Raw genomic sequence first — 17,506 nt, forward strand, 5'->3', positions numbered from 1 at the left:
CCGTGAAAACGAGAGATTTATTCGTCTTGGTCGGTATTATCGGTATCGTACTCATGATGGTTTTACCTATACCGACCTGGTTGCTTGACATTTTACTCGTAATCAATATATCGATCGCGCTCATGATTTTGCTCATTGCCATGAATACGAGGGAAGCGTTGAACTTCTCGATTTTCCCGGCTATGCTGCTCATTACGACATTGTTCCGACTCGCATTGAACATATCCACTACGAAGCAAATCCTTACGAATGGCGAAGCTGGTGACGTTGTTGCCACATTCGGTGAGTGGATAACCCAGGGAAATATTGCGGTTGGTCTTGTCGTCTTCCTCATTCTTGTCATTGTACAGTTTATTGTTATTACGAAAGGCTCTGAGCGGGTCGCTGAAGTATCAGCACGCTTTACGCTCGATGCGATGCCGGGTAAGCAAATGGCAATTGACGCAGACTTGAATGCAGGACTTATCAACGAACAGCAGGCCCGTGATCGCCGCGATAAGATTAGCCGAGAAGCGGATTTCTATGGCGCCATGGACGGTGCCAGTAAATTCGTAAAAGGGGATGCGATTGCAAGTATCATCATCCTGCTTATTAACTTGATCGGCGGCTTCATTATCGGAATGGCGATGCATGGAAAATCATTTGGCGATGCAGCATCTACTTATTCGATATTGTCGATCGGTGATGGACTTGTCAGCCAGATTCCAGCGCTTCTTATTTCGACCGCAGCAGGTCTTATCGTAACAAGGGCGGCATCTGATGGAAACTTGGCAGAAGATTTGCGAGCGCAGATGTTTGCTTATCCGAAGCTGCTCTATATCGTATCAGGCACGATCGCGTTACTTGGATTACTTACGCCAATTGGAATTGGATCTACGATTCCATTTGCTGTCATTCTTGGGATTGCCGGATATCGGATGCAGAAGAACATCGATGAGCGGCAAATCGAAGAAGAGCAGCTTGAGGAAGAACTGCAGATTGAAGAAGTGCGCAGTCCAGAGAGTGTAATCAATTTGCTGCAGGTTGATCCGATTGAATTTGAGTTCGGTTATGGACTCATTCCGCTTGCGGATACACAGCAAGGCGGGGATTTGCTCGACCGTATTATTATGATTCGACGCCAATGCGCGTTAGAGCTCGGCTTGGTCGTTCCTGTCATCCGCATTCGAGACAATATCCAATTGAAGCCGAATGAATATGTCATCAAGATTAAGGGCAATGCGGTAGCCCGAGGGGAGCTTCTGCTCAATCATTATCTGGCGATGAATCCCGGTTATGATGATGAATCGGTATCAGGAATTGAAACGGTAGAGCCGGCATTCGGACTACCAGCATTATGGGTGGATGATGCGATGAAGGAGCGTGCCGAATTGGCGGGATACACGGTAGTAGATCCGCCTTCTGTTGTGGCTACGCATCTGACTGAAATCGTTAAAAAGCATGCACACGAGCTTATTGGACGTCAGGAGACGAAATCGCTTGTTGAAACGGTTAAGGAACAATATTCTGCTCTTGTGGATGAACTGATTCCAAATGTATTGACGATCGGGGATGTTCAGAAAGTTCTGGCGAAGCTTCTGCGAGAGAAGATCTCCATTCGCGATCTGGTGACCATATTCGAAACACTGGCAGATTACGGTACATATACGAAGGATCCGGATGTATTAACTGAATATGTGCGTCAAGCGCTTGCTCGCCAGATTACACAGCAATATTCAACTCCAGGCGAGACGCTGCGTGTGATCACAATTGGACCTAGCTTGGAAAAGAAAATTTCGGACAATGTGCAGCAGAACGAGCATGGTTCTTACCTTGTTCTAGATCCGAATACGACACAGCAGGTATATCAGCGCATGAGTGAACAGATTCAGAAGCTGCTACAGACCGGACATTCGCCGATCATGCTGGCATCTCCGAACATTCGCATGTACTTGCGGCAGCTTATGGAGCGAGCGATGCAGGATGTTCCGGTTCTGTCCTACAATGAGCTTGAACCAAATGTTGAAATTCAAAGCGTCGGAGTGGTGAATGTATGAGGGTGAAAAAATACCTCGTCGAAACGATGCCGGAGGCCATGAGTCAAATCAGGCAAGAACTTGGAAAAGATGCGGTCATTGTCAGTACCAAAGAAGTTAAGACAGGCGGTATTCTTGGCATGTTCCGTAAGCGAGCTATTGAAGTAGTGGCGGCGGTCGACGAACAAGCTAAGCCTACAGCCAAGTCTTCCACAGAACCCAATACTCCTCCTTTCAATGGGGCGATGCAATCGTATGTTCCTTCATCGGTTGCTCGCTCCATGTATGGGGGAGGCGGCAGCAATGGTCAGTCTGCAATAAATGTGGAACGTGGAACCGCCCAACCGCAGGCAGATGCAGCTGGTCGCATGTCGCAGTCAATGAGCTCTAATAGGGCGGTTCAGCCTCCAAATTCCATGCAGACGATGTCGGCTGATTTAGAAGAAGAGAGTACTGCTGTGCCTTGGACGCAGCTTCCATTTGCACGGTCTGAACGGGCCGTTATGCCGATGACATCGATTGAACAAGATCCGACTGACCCGCATTTACAGAAAGAATTGGCTGAAATGAAACGGATGATGCGTAAAGTAATGGAGCGCGTCAACTATGATTCATGGTCAGAGAGTGCACAGGAGGTAGAGCGTCATCTCAGGCTTCAAGGACTGTCGCAAGAGGCTGCATATGGATACGTGCAGCAGGCTTGGGAGCAATGCAAGTTGAACCGTGAGGAAGAGCCTGATTCTGATGTGCTGAGGGGCTATGTGAAAGATATCGTAGAAGAGAAGCTTCAGTCGCATGTTGTCCATGGATTGACACCTGCTACCCGCATTTTGTATGTCGTTGGGCCGACTGGTGTGGGTAAGACGACGACGATTGCGAAGCTGGCTGCAGATCAAATGTTCCATCATCAACGCAAGGTAGGTCTAATTGCTTCTGACACCTATCGAATTGCAGCTGTTGAACAACTCAGAACATATGCATCGATATTGAACGTTCCGATGGAGGTTGTAACCTCGCCCAATGACACGGAACGGGCATTGCGGGCGCTTCAAGGCTGTGATCTGATCATTATGGATACAGCAGGGCGCAATTTCCGCAACGATATGTATGTGAATGAGTTGAATACGATGCTTAAGCCGTTCCCAGACAGTGAGACATTCCTCGTTTTGAGTTTAACTTCCAAGACGGAAGATATGATCGCTATACTGGAGCGTTTCTCAAGACAGCGCATCGATCGGATCATATTCACGAAGGCGGATGAGACAGATACATTCGGTTCAGTGCTTGAACTTGCAGATCGAACGACGATTCCGTTCAGTTATATAACTACAGGACAGAATGTCCCGGACGATATCGAGCCGTTCCAGGTGGATGAAGCGGTAAGACGAATAGTAGGTGCATGACGAAATGAGCTACGATCAAGCAGAAGGACTAAGACAGTTGGTAGAATCCCGTCATGAAAGAGTTGGTTCCACGGTGTCATCTCGGATGGCGCAGGGAAGCTCTGAAGTTCGATCTGCACGTATTATTGCCGTTACGAGCGGTAAGGGCGGCGTGGGAAAATCCAATTTTACGTTGAACTTCGCGCTCTCCCTCCAAGATGCGGGGTATCGAACACTTGTATTCGATGCGGATATCGGCATGGGGAACATTGATGTTCTGCTCGGTGCGACATCAGGTGTGAGCCTCATGCACGTCTTGCGAGACGGGCACTCCCTGCAGGATATTATTCAGGTAGGTCCTCGAGGAATGCACTACATTCCAGGGGGCTCCGGGTTCCAAGAATTATTGGATATGCCTTCCGTTCATATTGAACACTTCATCCAAGAAATGGAGAAATGGTCATCACAGTATGATGTCATCTTGTTTGATACGGGAGCGGGCCTGAGTAAGGAGACGATGCAATTTCTCTCAGCAGCGGATGAGACGCTTGTTGTAACCACACCTGAGCCAACGTCCATTGCGGATGCCTATGCACTGATTAAGGTCGTTTCCGCTGCGAGACCTGATCATTCGTTCCGTCTTGTCATCAACCGAGCTTCAGATTGGAAAGAGGGAAGCCAGACGGCTGAGCGATTATCAACGGTAGCGGAACGATTCTTGAATCATCCGATTCCGACGCTGGGGATTTTATATGATGATCCCCATGTGATGCAGGCCGTAAAGAGGCAAATTCCATTCGCTATTTTGTATCCACAATGTATAGTTGCCAAGCAGCTTCGTGAACTAGCCAATGCTTACATTCACGGAATCGGGCAGACTGGACAAGCTGGAGGGGTTAAGCAATTTTTGCGGAAATGGCTGGGCAGATGGTCCTCCTAAATGTAAGGCATGAAGAAATGGAGGACGCAGCATTCACAAATGGCTGCTTAGGGAGCGTGATGAGAAATTGACAACCAAGAAAGTGCTTGTCGTGGACGACTCGGCCTTCATGCGAACGATTATATCTGATTTAATTATCCAGGATCATTCCTTTGAGATTATCGGTACTGCCTCTAATGGCGTAGATGCTGTACACAAAGTGATGGAACTGAAGCCAGATGCAGTGACGCTGGATGTTGAGATGCCGATTCAGAATGGCCTCGTAGCACTTCAGAGCATAATGACAGATTGCCCTACCCCGGTCATTATGCTGTCAAGTTTAACAGAAGAAGGGCGCTCGGAGACATTATCCGCACTTGAATATGGAGCTTTTGACTTCGTATGTAAACCAAGCCCTGCGGGTGGGACGAAAGATATACATAAGGTTGGAGAAATGCTGCGGGAGAAGCTGCATACTGCAATTGCTTCTCAAGAAAGAAAGCGTCAGCTGGAACGACTGCGGGAACAAGGGGAGCGGCTAAAGCGGGAGTACGCAGCTGCTTTACCGACAGAAGAGCTCGTCCCAAGGCCTCCGCATCAATCCGGTTTAAAGTCTCGTACAGATGATGGGAATAAGCTGAGAGCGAAGAGCCCGATTACTTCTAGAGCGGCTGCAAAATTGGCAGCGAAGGAAATGCAGACACAGCGCAGCATGGAGGATACGCCGATTATTGGCCGTACTCGTGCCGGGAAGCCAGTTGCTCCGAATGCGAACGAGGAATTGCATCCTAATCACGAAGAGCGCCTAGATGTCACGCATCTGAATGCCTCAGAATTCGTTGGAACAGCGAATGCAGCCAACTCAACGAGATTTGAGCAAATTGTTGCCATTGGGACATCGACGGGCGGTCCGCGTGCATTGAAAGAGCTGTTGTCAGCATTACCTAAACATATTCCCGCACCAATATTGGTGGTTCAGCATATGCCGCCTAATTTCACAAAATCATTAGCTGAACGTTTGAACAATTACAGTGATATTGAAGTAAGGGAAGCGCAGCATGGCGATGTGCTGCAGACTGGGGTAGCTTACATTGCACCAGGTGGCATGCATATGATGGCCGTGCGCAATGCAGAGGGGAATTATTCGATTGCTTTATCCAAAGGTGAGCCCCGCAACGGACATCGTCCATCAGTAGATTCCCTGTTCGAATCACTACTGCCGTTGAAGGGACTGAAACGGCATATCGTGCTGTTGACGGGAATGGGCAGTGACGGTGCGAAAATGATGAAACGGTTGGCCGACGAGGGCGTAACTTCAACCTTTGTCGAAAGTGAAGAAAGCTGCGTCGTCTTCGGCATGCCGCGCGCGGCAATCGAGTTGGGATGCGTATCGCAAGTCATTCCACTACATCAGATGGCAAAGTCCATTACACATGCAATGAAATGATCAGATACTGTTGTGCAAATCGTTAAAGGAGGTGTTCGAGCATGGATTTGAATCAATATTTGTCCATGTTTATTGACGAAGCGAACGACCATTTGCAAGCGTTGAACGAGCACATGCTAGAGTTGGAGAACCAGCCAGACGATGTTGGGATCGTGCAAGTCATTTTCAGGTCGGCCCACACCTTAAAAGGGATGTCGGCGACAATGGGGTTTGAGGATTTGGCCTCATTAACACACCAGATGGAAAACGTATTGGATCTTGTAAGAAACCAACAGCTCGCGATGGACTCCTTCATTTTTGATACGTTATTCCGAAGCTTGGATGCTTTGGAAGCTATGGTCTCCGATATTACTAACGGTGGAGAAGGCAAGGCAGATGTGACGGCAATTGTTGCAGCTCTCCAATCGATTGTCAAAGGCGATTACAAGAAGGAAGCTTCTTCCGCAGACGGAAGCTCCGCAGATGATGCTGAAGAGCAAAATGAGCGGCTTGATGAATTCCAGAGAAGTATCTTGGAACAATCGGTGGAAGCAGGCATGCATGTGTACTACATCCACATCCAATTGCGTGAAGATTGCGTACTAAAGGCAGCTAGAGCCTATATGGTATTTCAGGTGCTTGGGCAGTACGGTGAAGTAGTGAAGTCGAATCCTCCTGCACAGGACATAGAGCAGGATAAGTTCGACAATGGCTTTACCGTATTCTTTGTCAGCGGGGAAGATGCCGAGCGATTGCAGCAAGAGATCGGACAAGTCTCAGAGCTGGACAGCGTACAAGTACAGCCATTCACGCTTGAAGACATCCGCAATTGGAATAGTCAAATCGAAGAAGTACAAGCAGGCAGACAAGAAGCAGCAGCAACTGTAGCGCCAGCCAAGCCAGAAGTGAAGACAGAGCAGCCAGCGGCATCCGAAGCTTCGTCTGCGCCTGCACGCAAACCAAGCAGCACGCCAGCAACTGGAAAAGCAGTTGGAAACCGGACGATTCGCGTAGATATTGAACGGCTCGATGTACTGATGAATCTACTAAGCGAAATGCTCATTGATCGCGTACGGCTCGAGCAATTGTCAGGTGATCTCAAGCATCATGATTTGACAGATACGGTGGAGCATTTGTCACGAGTAAGCTCTGATTTGCAAAATATTGTGCTTAAGCTGCGCATGGTTCCTGTTGATACGGTATTCAGCAGATTCCCGCGGATGATGCGTGACTTAGCCAAATCACTTGATAAGAAGATAGACTTTATTATAACCGGTGCTGAGACAGAACTTGACCGCACCGTAATTGATGAGATCGGAGATCCACTTGTTCACTTGCTGCGCAATGCAGTTGACCACGGTATTGAATCTATTGAGGATCGTATCGCAGCCGGCAAGCCAGAAACAGGGACTGTTCATTTGCGGGCTTTCCACAGCGGCAATCATGTCTTCATCGAAATCGAAGAAGATGGCCACGGAATCGACCGTGCGATGGTATTGAAGAAAGCCATCAAGAATGGCGTTGTCACTGCGGAGAGAGCAGCTCAAATGAGTGATGAGCAGGTATATATGCTGCTATTCGCATCTGGATTCAGTACGGCAGAGAAGGTCTCGGATATATCTGGCAGGGGTGTTGGACTGGATGTAGTAAGATCCAAGATTACATCTTTAGGTGGACACGTCATTGTTGAGTCTAAGCTAGGACAAGGAACGAAGTTTATCGTTCAGCTCCCGCTTACATTGTCCATATTATCGGCAATGCTCTTCCGTTTGGGAAGTGAGAAGTATGCGATTCCGCTTAGCTCTATTGTGGAGACAAGCATGGTCAAGAAAGAAAAAATACGCCGGGTTCATGGTGGTATCCGGATGGTTGATTACCGAGACAGTGTAATCCCTCTTCTATCACTCAGCACACTTTTCGATTGCCCGAATTACTCGGATATGGAGGAAGAAGAGGTTGAGATCATCATCGTACGCAAAGGTGAACGTATAGCAGCATTGGCTATCGATGACTTTATCGGTCAAAGCGAAATTGTTTTGAAGCCATTAGGAAGCTATTTAAAAAATGCGCCAGGCTTCTCAGGAGCAACGATTCTCGGTGATGGACAAGTTGCATTGATCATTGATCCGAATGCGTTGCTAAAGTAATCCTCAATGTCTATTTATGATTGCAAAATAGTCATATTCAAATGAAGGAGGACGTGACATGGCAGAAGAGTTAAAGGTCGTTGTCTTTACGTTAGGGGAAGAAGAATACGGAATCGAAGTTGAAAAGGTAAAAACGATAGAGCGTATGCTCCCTATCACACGGGTTCCGAAAACTTACGACTTCATTAAAGGTGTTATTAACTTGCGCGGGGTTGTTGTTCCGGTCATCGAGCTTCGTGGTCGATTCGGATTGCCGTCTGCGGAAGTGACGGAACAATCTCGTATTATTATCGTAGCTTATGAAGATTTGGAAGTTGGCTTTATCGTGGATAGTGCCAATGATGTTATTGATATTATGGACGAAGATATCGAACCGGCCCCAGAGGTTGTGGGCGGCATTCAAGCCAAATACTTGCGCGGCGTAGCTAAGATTGGGGATGAGCGTTTACTTATTATGCTCCATTTGGCCGAGGTGCTGAATAAGAGTGAAATTATTCGATTAGAACAGCTTGAGGCATAACAGCGTGCACTTATTCGAACGACTCGGAGAGTTCAAGCTGGATGTTCTGAAGGAAGTCGGGAATATTGGTGCTGGCAACGCCGCAACGGCACTATCCCGGCTGCTCAACCGACCGATTGACATGGCTGTACCGAAGGTGCGGCTTCTGCCGTTCGAGGAAATTGCGGACGAGGTTGGTGGCGCAGAACATGTTGTGATTGCAATATATTTTCGTGTCGAAGGAGATGCGCCAAGTCATTTGTTCTTTATGTTCGATACGGATGCCGCTAAGCGTCTTTTGTCGCACTTGGAAGCATTGCCTTCAGATACGAGTCAATGTTTCAATGACATGGAATTGTCTGCCTTGTCGGAGATCGGCAACATTTTAGCAGGTTCTTACTTGTCTTCCTTGGCAGATTTCACTCATATGGCGATGTCGCCAACGGTTCCTCAGCTTGCTATCGATATGGCGGGCGCAGTGCTCAACTACGGAATACTGCAATACGGGGAAATGGGAGACAGTGCGTTGCTAATCGATACGAAGTTTTTGCAAGACTGTGATGAAGTGCAAGGAACCTTTTTCTTAATACCTGACCCGGACTCTTTTGACAAAATATTTGCTGCATTGGGAGTGCCATTCGAATGATAGAAGAGTCGACGGTTGTAAAAGTCGGAATGGCTGATTTGCAGGTATGCCGTTTCGGTTCCTTACGAACGACCGGTCTCGGATCGTGCGTTGGATTGACGTTATATGACCCGGTTGCCAAAATTGCCGGAATGGCGCATGTTATGCTGCCGTCATCGGATATTGCTAGAGAGGGGAATCGCAACATCGCCAAGTATGCGGATACTGCCATTCCAGAATTGATACGTCGTATGACAGAAGCGGGTGCTTCTCTGTCCCGGGTTCATGCGAAGATGGCAGGAGGCGCCCAGATGTTTGCTTTTGCTTCGAATAACGATATGATGCGTATCGGACCACGGAATGTAGATTCCTGCAAATCGATGTTGGAGCAATACAGTATCCCGCTTCATGCCGAAGACACAGGCGCCAATTATGGGAGAACGATAGAACTGTTCTGTGATGACGGGAGACTTCACATTCGCAGCGTGCAGATGGGTGAAAAGGATATATAGCATGAGAGGAACAATACGTTGGAATTACATATTCGGTGCTGTTGGATCTATCTTTGCCTTAATGGTGTCATGGAGCAATAATGTATGGACGACGAGTCTGCTCCGAGCAATTATTGCGTTTGTAATATGGTTCGGACTCGCATATGGGGTCAGATTTGCCTTGGGCGTGCTGCTATCTGACGATGAAGGCAAGCAGCCTGAGGCCGGCGCATCTAAGAATCCAAACGCAGGGACGATGTTGGACATGACAACTCCGGATGAAGAGGATGTTCTTCGAGATTTACTGCGGCCGAACGGTGCAGATTCGAAGTCAAATCCGGTAGAAGATGAAGGCGGCTCGTTCCAACCGCTGCAACCACCCAAGCTCGTGACCAAAGCGCAACCAGATGCGGAGGAATTGGCACAGGCTGTTCGTCACTTCGTACAAAAGTAAGGAGGTTGACTGTCGGTGAGCGTACAGAAATTACAACCTGGCTCGCAAGAGGGACTGTGGGAACGCTGGAAGGATCATGGTGATCAGGATGCGAAGCGGCAATTGATAGAAAATCATCTATCGATCGTCGACTTCGTATCGAATCGACTTGCTGCAGGTCTGCCTCGCAATGTAAGTAAGGACGATCTGGCAAGCCATGGTGTGATTGGCCTGATAGATGCTGTTGAGAAATTCGATTACCACAGAGGGCTGCAATTTGAAACCTATGCCTCATGGCGGGTTCGTGGAGCCATCCTAGACGGACTGCGTTCTGGAGATTGGGTACCTCGCTCGGTAAGAGAGAAGGCGAAGAAAATTGAAGAGGCTTATCAGCAATTGGAGCAGCAATACTTGCGTACAGTTACGGATGAAGAGATGAGCTCCTATTTGCAAGTCAGTGAGAAGGACTTCCAAGGAATGCTTCAAGACGTATCGATCATGTCGATTTGTTCATTGGAAGATCCGATTCGTGAGGACGACTCTGAGACGCGAATATCGCTTCTTATCGATGAGACGGCGAAGAATCCGGAGTATAAGGTAAATGAGTACTATTTAAAGGAAGCACTTGTTCAGGGAATTGATAAATTAACCGATAAAGAGAGAACAGTGATCTCCTTGTTCTATTATGAGGATTTGTCACTAAGTGAGATAGCGGAAGTGATGTCACTATCACCATCTCGAATTTCGCAGCTGCACTCTAAGGCGATACTGAGACTTCGAACCGTATTGGAGAAGCAGAAGCCAATGCTGATGGAAAATTGATGGGATACGGAATAGTTGAGAAGAAACTACGCTGAATAAAGAGAAAAAGAAAGGGGGGTTTTTCGTGAGTATGACATTGGCATTGGAAGAGTATTTGGAAGTAACCGTATCTGAAGATAAATTGCAGGCGCATCTCCATTTTAAGAAGGCTGTTGAAGGGCTCACGTGCACGATTGAAGAGCTGGACGAATTGCTGCGTTCCTACGGCATTCGATATGGAGTACAGTCTCAGGTATTGAAGGATATCGCTGCGAATCCGAACAATTTTGCTCGAGGTGCGACGATGGTCGCTCATGGAAAAGCACCCGTACACGGTGTAGATGGTCGAATAGAGCTTCTGCTTCCGCAGAACGGGAAGGAGTCCAAGCCGGCTGAACGGGAAGACGGAACGGTTAATTTCCGTGAAGTGAAGCAGTTGGACAATGTGAAGAAGGGTCAAATGATAGCCAAGCGAATTCCGAGCCAAGAAGGGATACCCGGCATGTCCGTTCTTGGTGAGGAGATGAAGGCCATCACTGGGCGTGAGGCACGATTCAAGCAAGGGAAGAATGTTGTTTTAGATGAGGCGGAAAATGCGCTTTATTCGGCGATTGACGGACTCATATCCCGTATTGAGCCGGAACGAATCAGTGTGTTCCCTGTGTATGAAGTAAACGGAGATGTGGACTATCGCACTGGTAATATTGATTTTGTCGGTACGATTGTCATTCGCGGCAATGTGCTGACAGGCTTTACTGTGAAAGCTTCAGGAGATATTCGCGTATATGGTGGCGTAGAAGGTGCAACGCTTACTGCGGAAGGCTGCATTGAGGTAAGCGGAGGCATTATTGCCGGCAATAAAGGGATGGTCAAGGCCGGAACCCATGTGAAATGTTCGTTCATTCAGGAGGCGACCGTCGTTGCGGGCACTGAGGTCAATGTATCGCAGAGTATTATGCACTCCAATATTCGAGCAGGCAAGCGGGTTGTATGCCAAGGCACCAAGGGACTTATTGTGGGCGGGATTGTACAAGCAGGTGAGCGAGTGATTGCACGTACAATTGGCAATACGATGTCCACGGCCACCGTAATTGAAGTAGGGGTGCTGCCGGATTTGCGCAATGAATTGACGGATTTACGGACTAAGCTTAAATATAATATTGAGAACGTAGAAAAAACCGAAAAGGCACTTCGCATACTCGATCAGCTTGCCGCTACTGGGCAGTTGACAGGGGAGAAGCTAGGCATGCGCATTAAGCTGAATTCTACGAAAAAGCAGCTTGTTGGAGAGCAGACTGAAATGCGAGAGCGTATGCTGGAGATTGAGAAGTTGCTTGAGGACACAGCTGTGTCTTCCATAGATGTGTCTCATACGATATACGGTGGAGCTAAGCTGGTTATTGGCCGCAATGTTCGTTTCATCAAAGACATGGCACAGCGTATTTCCTTCCGGATCGTTGACGGCGATATCATGATGACAACTTACCGTTAAGGTGAAGTACAATAGCCTAACCGGGGTGATTCGATGAATTGGAAGCCTGTAGAAATGCAAATCGCGATACCACGAACGCAAGAGTCATCGACATTGCAGCATCAACAGCAACAGCGTCCTGTAACAGAACAAGCGATACTGAACGACCAAGCCCAAAGGCTGATGGAAAAGTCGCGGGAACGAAATGCACAGGTGGAGTCATCACAGGATGCTCGCATTCGCAATCAACATCATGAAGGTGGGAACCATGCAGAACGGGATGGAAGCGATAACAGCCATTCGGAGCAAAAACAAGATGAAACTGAGCAGGTCATGGTTCCGGCTCAACATCCTTTCAAAGGAAAGCATATCGATTTCATGTGTTAAATGGTGGCGCCGGGTTCCCGCATAACGTGAGGATCGCGGCGCTTGCATTTAGGAAGCGTGACAACATAAGGAGGTGCATACATGGAACCTTGGATCTACATTGTGCTGTTAGGTGGTGTCATCGCTGTCATTGGATGGCTTCGTCCTCGCACTCAGGCAACAATGGACACCACAGAAATACGACGTAATATGGAAGAGACACTTGAGCATTATATGACAGAACTTGAAGAAGAAAATGAGAAGCTCTTAAAAGTCATTGAGCGGATGAAGCAAGAGGGAGAGTACCGGGATGAGGCCCTGCGCAAGCGAATGGACAAGCTTGAACAAGCATGGGAGAGCAAATGGAGCAGCTTAGAGCAGGTAACTGCACAACCTGTATATACGGAATTAGAAGCAGGACATCCCTCCGCACTGTCTGAACGCGAGCAGGAGCTTCTGCAGCGCACAGCCAATACGCAAGACTCAGAATTACAAGAGACGGTTCCCTCGCAGATGGCATCGTTATCCGTTCCGAGCGGACATAGATCTGCCTCGTCTCGTAAGGAAGAACTTCATGCTGCAGATGAAGCTGATTCTCATGAAGAACTTCATGAAGAACAGTCTAGCGCTCCCATTCAAACACGATACGCGGAGATCTTCAGACTCTTTCAGAACGGATGGACAGAGCAGGCTATTGCAGACCATCTGGGAATGCCAATTGGTGAGCTCCAGTTAATTATCCGGTTGGGGCAGCAGGAGGGATCACATGATTAAGGATCGCCGCTTTCTTATCGGGTTAGGCGCCGGAATTGTGCTAGGGAGTCTCCTTCTTCAGCTATGTCTTATCGGTCAGCGTTCGATAGAACCGATGTCGGATACGGAGCTTCATCGAGCTGCCGAGCAGGCTGGATATAAGCTTGTACCGCAGCAGCCTGCAAGTTCGAATAACAAGTAGTATAGCTTGACCCGAACAGTGGATAAAGTGGTTGCAACTGGGTAGGCGTTATGGTATATTAAATGACGGTGTTAAGAACACACGTCAGTGTATTTCAGTGAGGGTGCTTTCTGTCGGGTTGACTGCGGGAAGTCTCAACGAAAGAGGATACTGGCGGAGGATAAATAACCATATTAGGAGGTGTAGTGAAGATGGCAGTTATCTCCATGAAACAGCTTTTGGAAGCTGGGGTACACTTCGGTCACCAAACACGTCGTTGGAATCCGAAGATGGACAGATATATCTTCACAGAACGTAACGGTATTTACATCATTGACTTGCAAAAGACAGTGAAAAAGGTCGAGGAAGCTTACAATTTTGTAAAATCCGTCGGCGAAGAAAATGGAACAATCTTGTTCGTAGGTACGAAAAAGCAAGCTCAAGATTCCGTTAAGGAAGAAGCTGAGCGTTGCGGCATGTACTACATCAACCAACGTTGGTTGGGTGGTACATTGACTAACTTCGAAACAATCCAAAAACGTATCGATCGCTTGAAGCTACTCGAAACAATGGAAGAAGATGGAACATTCGAAGTTCTTCCGAAGAAAGAAGTTATCATTCTTCGCAAAGAAAAAGATCGTCTCGAGAAGTTCTTGGGCGGTATCAAAAATATGAAAGGTTTGCCTAGCGCGTTGTTCGTAATCGATCCACGCAAAGAGCGTATCGCAGTTGCGGAAGCTCGTAAACTGGGTATCCCAATCGTAGGTATCGTTGATACAAACTGTGATCCGGACGAAATCGACTACGTTATCCCTGGTAACGACGATGCAATCCGTGCAGTTAAATTGTTGACTGCTAAGATGGCTGACGCAATTGTTGAAGCTCATCAAGGCGAAGAAACAACAGCGTAATTTTGGAATACTAATTGGATGAACAAAAGGGTGGTTGGCAGGTGGTTCACCTCTCGCCGCCCTTTTTTTAAGCTTTATAACGTTCGGTGCCGTTAATCGTACATATACGTGGGTACCAATTTATTGATGGAGGGAAATACGACATGGCAGTAAATGCGAGTGCAGTAAAAGAATTGCGCGAAAAAACAGGCGCAGGTATGCTGGATTGCAAAAAAGCATTGGAAGAGGCTAACGGCGATTTGACGAAAGCAGCTGAATTGCTTCGTGAGAAAGGCCTTGCAGCAGCAGCAAAGAAATCCGACCGTATCGCAACGGAAGGTGTGGTTGAGTCTTACATCCACGCTGGCGGACGTATCGGCGTATTGGTTGAAATCAACTGCGAAACAGACTTCGTAGCAAAAACGGACAACTTCAAGGATTTCGCTCGTGATGTAGCTATGCAAATCGCAGCGACTGCTCCAAAATATGTTCGCCGCGAAGAAGTTTCTCAAGAGGAAATCGAGAAAGAAAAAGAAATCTTGAAAGCACAAGCATTGAACGAAGGCAAGCCTGAAAAAATCGTTGAAAAAATGGTTGAAGGCCGCATCGGTAAATACTATGAAGAGTATTGCTTGATGGAGCAATCCTTCATTAAAGACCCAGATAAAACAATCGAAACGTTGCTGAAAGAAAAAATCGCAACAATCGGTGAAAACATTTCTATCCGTCGCTTCGCTCGTTTTGAGCTTGGTGAAGGCTTGGAGAAAAAAGAAGATAATTTTGTTGAAGAAGTTATGGCTCAAGCGAACCTGAAGTAATCTTTTCTTTTTGAAAAGAGAGCATTCGAACGCGGCTACTACGTAATCAACAGACGCGCTTAAAAGTTGGAACACATCGTGTTCCTTCTTTTTTAGCGGCCGTTATGGAAAAGTGGAGGGTATACATTGAAACAACCGGTTTATAAACGTATCGTACTTAAAGTAAGCGGAGAGTCGTTGTCCGGGCAAGCTGGATACGGCATCGAATCCGAAATGATCAACTCCATTGCCGAGCAAGTGAAAGAAGTTGTAGAGCTTGGCGTAGAGGTCGCAATCGTCTGCGGAGGCGGCAACATTTGGCGCGGTATTGCGGGAAGTGAAAAAGGAATCGACCGCGGAACAGCAGACTACATGGGGATGCTTGCAACGGTTATGAACTCGCTTGCCTTACAGGATGCCCTCGAACAAATTGGCGTGCCGACTCGTGTACAAACTTCGATTGCGATGCAACAAATCGCAGAACCATATATTCGCCGTCGTGCAATACGTCATTTGGAAAAGGGACGTGTTGTTATTTTTGCAGCAGGAACCGGGAATCCATTCTTCTCGACGGATACGACAGCTGCGCTTCGTGCCGCTGAAATCGAAGCTGATGTGATCTTGATGGCGAAGAATAAAGTCGATGGTGTATACTCGGCTGACCCATTCAAGGATGAGACAGCTGAGAAGTTTGAGCAATTGACATATATGGAAGTATTGAACCGCAACTTGGGTGTAATGGATTCAACGGCATCCTCGCTGTGCATGGACAATAACATTCCGCTTATTGTATTTGCAATTACGGAGTCTGGCAATATCAAGCGCGTCGTGCTCGGCGAGAAGATTGGAACGATTGTAAAAGGGAGTGTAGAATAGTGCCACAAGCAGTGAAGAAAAACGCAGAAGAACGCATGGAAAAGGCGATTGCCGCTCTAAAACGGGAACTGGCAACATTGCGCGCTGGACGCGCAACACCTGCATTGCTTGATCGTGTTCAAGTAGAATACTATGGCGCGATGACGCCGGTAAACCAATTGGCGAACATCAGCACGCCAGATCCGCGCACGCTTATGATCCAGCCTTGGGACAAATCCTCATTGTCTGATATTGAGCGTGCAATTATGAAGTCGGATCTTGGACTGACTCCAGCTAACGATGGATCAATGATTCGTCTTGCGATTCCAGCGTTGACAGAAGAACGTCGTGCAGAGCTCGTGAAGCACACGAAGAAGTTCGGTGAAGAAGCGAAAGTTGCTGTCCGCAACATTCGTCGTGATGCGAATGATGACATCAAGAAGCTTGAGAAAACGGACATTTCAGAAGATGAGTCCCGTCGTCATCAAGAAGATATCCAGAAGACGACTGACAAATACATCGCTGAAGTTGATAAAGTATTAGTTGCTAAAGAAAAAGAAATTATGGAAGTATAAAAGTTAGACACGATAGAACCTATTCTTTTTGTTCTTCATGCCCCTCCGAACGGTGGGGTTTATTGTCTTTTTTTCATCACCGGGTTGGAGGAGACCGAATGATTAAGCGATTCCAAACATGGTTACAGCAGCGTGGAGGCCACAAGCAGCTGGAACTGATGCCGGATAATATCCCACAACATGTGGCGATCATTATGGACGGTAACGGTCGCTGGGCTAAAAAAAGGGGCTTGCCACGCGTTGCCGGCCACCATTCAGGAATGAAAGCCGTTAAGCGCGTAACCATCGCAGCGAATGATATGGGCGTAAAAGTGCTTACGATGTACGCTTTTTCGACCGAAAACTGGAAACGCCCAAAGGACGAAGTCGATTTTCTCATGAAATTGCCACAGGAATTTTTGGCGATCGAACTCGAAGAATTGATTGAGAAAAATGTTCAAGTGCGTATGATGGGCTATCGTGACCGATTGCCTAAACATACGATTCTGGCACTTGAGGAAGCCATTGAAAAGACGAAGCACAATACAGGACTTATTTTGAATTTTGCTTTGAATTATGGTAGTCAGCGTGAAATCGTAGAAGGTGTTCGTGATATTGTACGTAAAGTGAAAACAGGTGAAATTGAAGTTGGTTCGATTGATGAGAGCATGATCCATGATCATCTCTTATCCAGCAGCTTGCCTGATCCTGATCTGCTCATTCGTACAAGCGGAGAAATGAGATTAAGTAACTTCATGCTCTGGCAAATCGCGTACAGCGAATTGTGGTTCACCAATGATTACTGGCCAGAGTTCACTGAGCGACATCTAATGGAGGCCGTTATAGAGTATCAGCGCAGAACGCGAAGATACGGTGGATTACAATAAGTTGGAGGAACAGT

General features: G+C 47.4%; 19 protein-coding genes. All 19 read left to right on the forward strand.

From position 1 onward, the window contains the following. Positions 1-2 precede the first annotated feature (2 nt). Positions 3-2,036, forward strand: a complete 2,034-nt coding sequence (gene flhA / locus ABN764_RS25255; protein ID WP_021256538.1) for a flagellar biosynthesis protein FlhA — start codon at positions 3-5, stop codon at positions 2,034-2,036. Beyond that, the gene (gene flhF / locus ABN764_RS25260) at positions 2,033-3,418 is read left to right on the forward strand and encodes a flagellar biosynthesis GTPase FlhF (protein WP_446673450.1); all 1,386 of its coding nucleotides are present in this window, start codon (positions 2,033-2,035) and stop codon (positions 3,416-3,418) included. The genes flhA and flhF overlap by 4 nt, the downstream gene beginning before the upstream one ends. 4 nt (positions 3,419-3,422) lie before the next feature. Beyond that, the gene (locus ABN764_RS25265) at positions 3,423-4,337 is read left to right on the forward strand and encodes a MinD/ParA family protein (RefSeq protein ID WP_021256536.1); all 915 of its coding nucleotides are present in this window, start codon (positions 3,423-3,425) and stop codon (positions 4,335-4,337) included. A gap of 67 nt (positions 4,338-4,404) precedes the next feature. Further along, positions 4,405-5,763, forward strand: coding sequence for a protein-glutamate methylesterase/protein-glutamine glutaminase (locus tag ABN764_RS25270; RefSeq protein WP_268624432.1), 1,359 nt, complete (start codon positions 4,405-4,407; stop codon positions 5,761-5,763). Positions 5,764-5,804: 41 nt separating this feature from the next. Beyond that, positions 5,805-7,889: a chemotaxis protein CheA gene (locus tag ABN764_RS25275; RefSeq protein WP_446673451.1), complete on the forward strand. Its 2,085-nt coding sequence runs from the start codon at positions 5,805-5,807 to the stop codon at positions 7,887-7,889. 58 nt (positions 7,890-7,947) lie between these two features. Next, entirely contained in the window at positions 7,948-8,409 is a 462-nt protein-coding gene (locus ABN764_RS25280; protein ID WP_021256534.1) for a chemotaxis protein CheW, read from the forward strand. 4 nt (positions 8,410-8,413) lie between these two features. Continuing rightward, positions 8,414-9,034, forward strand: coding sequence for a chemotaxis protein CheC (locus ABN764_RS25285; RefSeq protein ID WP_021256533.1), 621 nt, complete (start codon positions 8,414-8,416; stop codon positions 9,032-9,034). After that, the gene (locus tag ABN764_RS25290) at positions 9,031-9,525 is read left to right on the forward strand and encodes a chemotaxis protein CheD (RefSeq protein WP_021256532.1); all 495 of its coding nucleotides are present in this window, start codon (positions 9,031-9,033) and stop codon (positions 9,523-9,525) included. Before ABN764_RS25285 ends, ABN764_RS25290 begins: the two co-directional genes overlap by 4 nt. Position 9,526: 1 nt before the next feature. After that, the gene (locus ABN764_RS25295; RefSeq protein WP_021256531.1) at positions 9,527-9,958 is read left to right on the forward strand and encodes a hypothetical protein; all 432 of its coding nucleotides are present in this window, start codon (positions 9,527-9,529) and stop codon (positions 9,956-9,958) included. Between the two features lie 15 nt (positions 9,959-9,973). After that, positions 9,974-10,759, forward strand: coding sequence for a FliA/WhiG family RNA polymerase sigma factor (locus ABN764_RS25300; RefSeq protein WP_021256530.1), 786 nt, complete (start codon positions 9,974-9,976; stop codon positions 10,757-10,759). Between the two features lie 64 nt (positions 10,760-10,823). Next, the gene (locus tag ABN764_RS25305) at positions 10,824-12,230 is read left to right on the forward strand and encodes a flagellar assembly protein A (RefSeq protein ID WP_028531193.1); all 1,407 of its coding nucleotides are present in this window, start codon (positions 10,824-10,826) and stop codon (positions 12,228-12,230) included. 33 nt (positions 12,231-12,263) lie between these two features. Further along, positions 12,264-12,596, forward strand: coding sequence for a hypothetical protein (locus ABN764_RS25310; RefSeq protein ID WP_065291889.1), 333 nt, complete (start codon positions 12,264-12,266; stop codon positions 12,594-12,596). Between the two features lie 81 nt (positions 12,597-12,677). Beyond that, positions 12,678-13,349 (forward strand): DUF6115 domain-containing protein, encoded by a 672-nt coding sequence (locus ABN764_RS25315; protein WP_446673452.1) that lies wholly within the window; start codon positions 12,678-12,680, stop codon positions 13,347-13,349. Then, on the forward strand, positions 13,342-13,530 hold the full coding sequence (locus tag ABN764_RS25320) for a hypothetical protein (protein WP_021256526.1): 189 nt from the start codon (positions 13,342-13,344) through the stop codon (positions 13,528-13,530). The genes ABN764_RS25315 and ABN764_RS25320 overlap by 8 nt, the downstream gene beginning before the upstream one ends. A 191-nt stretch (positions 13,531-13,721) precedes the next feature. Continuing rightward, positions 13,722-14,420 carry a 30S ribosomal protein S2 gene (gene rpsB, locus ABN764_RS25325; protein ID WP_065291886.1) on the forward strand — a complete coding sequence of 233 codons (699 nt, stop codon included), beginning with the start codon at positions 13,722-13,724 and terminating at the stop codon, positions 14,418-14,420. A gap of 143 nt (positions 14,421-14,563) precedes the next feature. Then, positions 14,564-15,217 (forward strand): translation elongation factor Ts, encoded by a 654-nt coding sequence (gene tsf, locus ABN764_RS25330; RefSeq protein WP_021256524.1) that lies wholly within the window; start codon positions 14,564-14,566, stop codon positions 15,215-15,217. A gap of 126 nt (positions 15,218-15,343) precedes the next feature. Continuing rightward, positions 15,344-16,072 carry a UMP kinase gene (gene pyrH / locus ABN764_RS25335; protein ID WP_021256523.1) on the forward strand — a complete coding sequence of 243 codons (729 nt, stop codon included), beginning with the start codon at positions 15,344-15,346 and terminating at the stop codon, positions 16,070-16,072. Beyond that, positions 16,072-16,626, forward strand: a complete 555-nt coding sequence (frr, locus tag ABN764_RS25340; RefSeq protein WP_021256522.1) for a ribosome recycling factor — start codon at positions 16,072-16,074, stop codon at positions 16,624-16,626. Before pyrH ends, frr begins: the two co-directional genes overlap by 1 nt. A 98-nt stretch (positions 16,627-16,724) precedes the next feature. Further along, on the forward strand, positions 16,725-17,492 hold the full coding sequence (uppS, locus tag ABN764_RS25345) for an undecaprenyl pyrophosphate synthase (RefSeq protein WP_142543627.1): 768 nt from the start codon (positions 16,725-16,727) through the stop codon (positions 17,490-17,492). The last annotated feature ends 14 nt before the right edge of the window (positions 17,493-17,506 follow it).

The sequence above is a fragment of the Paenibacillus wuxiensis genome (genome assembly GCF_040195695.1).
Lineage (GTDB): Bacteria > Bacillota > Bacilli > Paenibacillales > Paenibacillaceae > Paenibacillus_B > Paenibacillus_B suaedae.

What these genes read in the sequence shown, in the direction of transcription:
- flhF (WP_446673450.1), top strand. Translation starts at nt 2,033, where the DNA reads ATGAGGGTGAAAAAATACCTCGTCGAAACGATGCCGGAGGCCATGAGT.
- ABN764_RS25265 (WP_021256536.1), top strand. Translation starts at nt 3,423, where the DNA reads ATGAGCTACGATCAAGCAGAAGGACTAAGACAGTTGGTAGAATCCCGT.
- ABN764_RS25275 (WP_446673451.1), top strand. Translation starts at nt 5,805, where the DNA reads ATGGATTTGAATCAATATTTGTCCATGTTTATTGACGAAGCGAACGAC.
- ABN764_RS25280 (WP_021256534.1), top strand. Translation starts at nt 7,948, where the DNA reads ATGGCAGAAGAGTTAAAGGTCGTTGTCTTTACGTTAGGGGAAGAAGAA.
- ABN764_RS25290 (WP_021256532.1), top strand. Translation starts at nt 9,031, where the DNA reads ATGATAGAAGAGTCGACGGTTGTAAAAGTCGGAATGGCTGATTTGCAG.
- ABN764_RS25295 (WP_021256531.1), top strand. Translation starts at nt 9,527, where the DNA reads ATGAGAGGAACAATACGTTGGAATTACATATTCGGTGCTGTTGGATCT.
- ABN764_RS25310 (WP_065291889.1), top strand. Translation starts at nt 12,264, where the DNA reads ATGAATTGGAAGCCTGTAGAAATGCAAATCGCGATACCACGAACGCAA.
- ABN764_RS25315 (WP_446673452.1), top strand. Translation starts at nt 12,678, where the DNA reads ATGGAACCTTGGATCTACATTGTGCTGTTAGGTGGTGTCATCGCTGTC.
- ABN764_RS25320 (WP_021256526.1), top strand. Translation starts at nt 13,342, where the DNA reads ATGATTAAGGATCGCCGCTTTCTTATCGGGTTAGGCGCCGGAATTGTG.
- rpsB (WP_065291886.1), top strand. Translation starts at nt 13,722, where the DNA reads ATGGCAGTTATCTCCATGAAACAGCTTTTGGAAGCTGGGGTACACTTC.
- tsf (WP_021256524.1), top strand. Translation starts at nt 14,564, where the DNA reads ATGGCAGTAAATGCGAGTGCAGTAAAAGAATTGCGCGAAAAAACAGGC.
- uppS (WP_142543627.1), top strand. Translation starts at nt 16,725, where the DNA reads ATGATTAAGCGATTCCAAACATGGTTACAGCAGCGTGGAGGCCACAAG.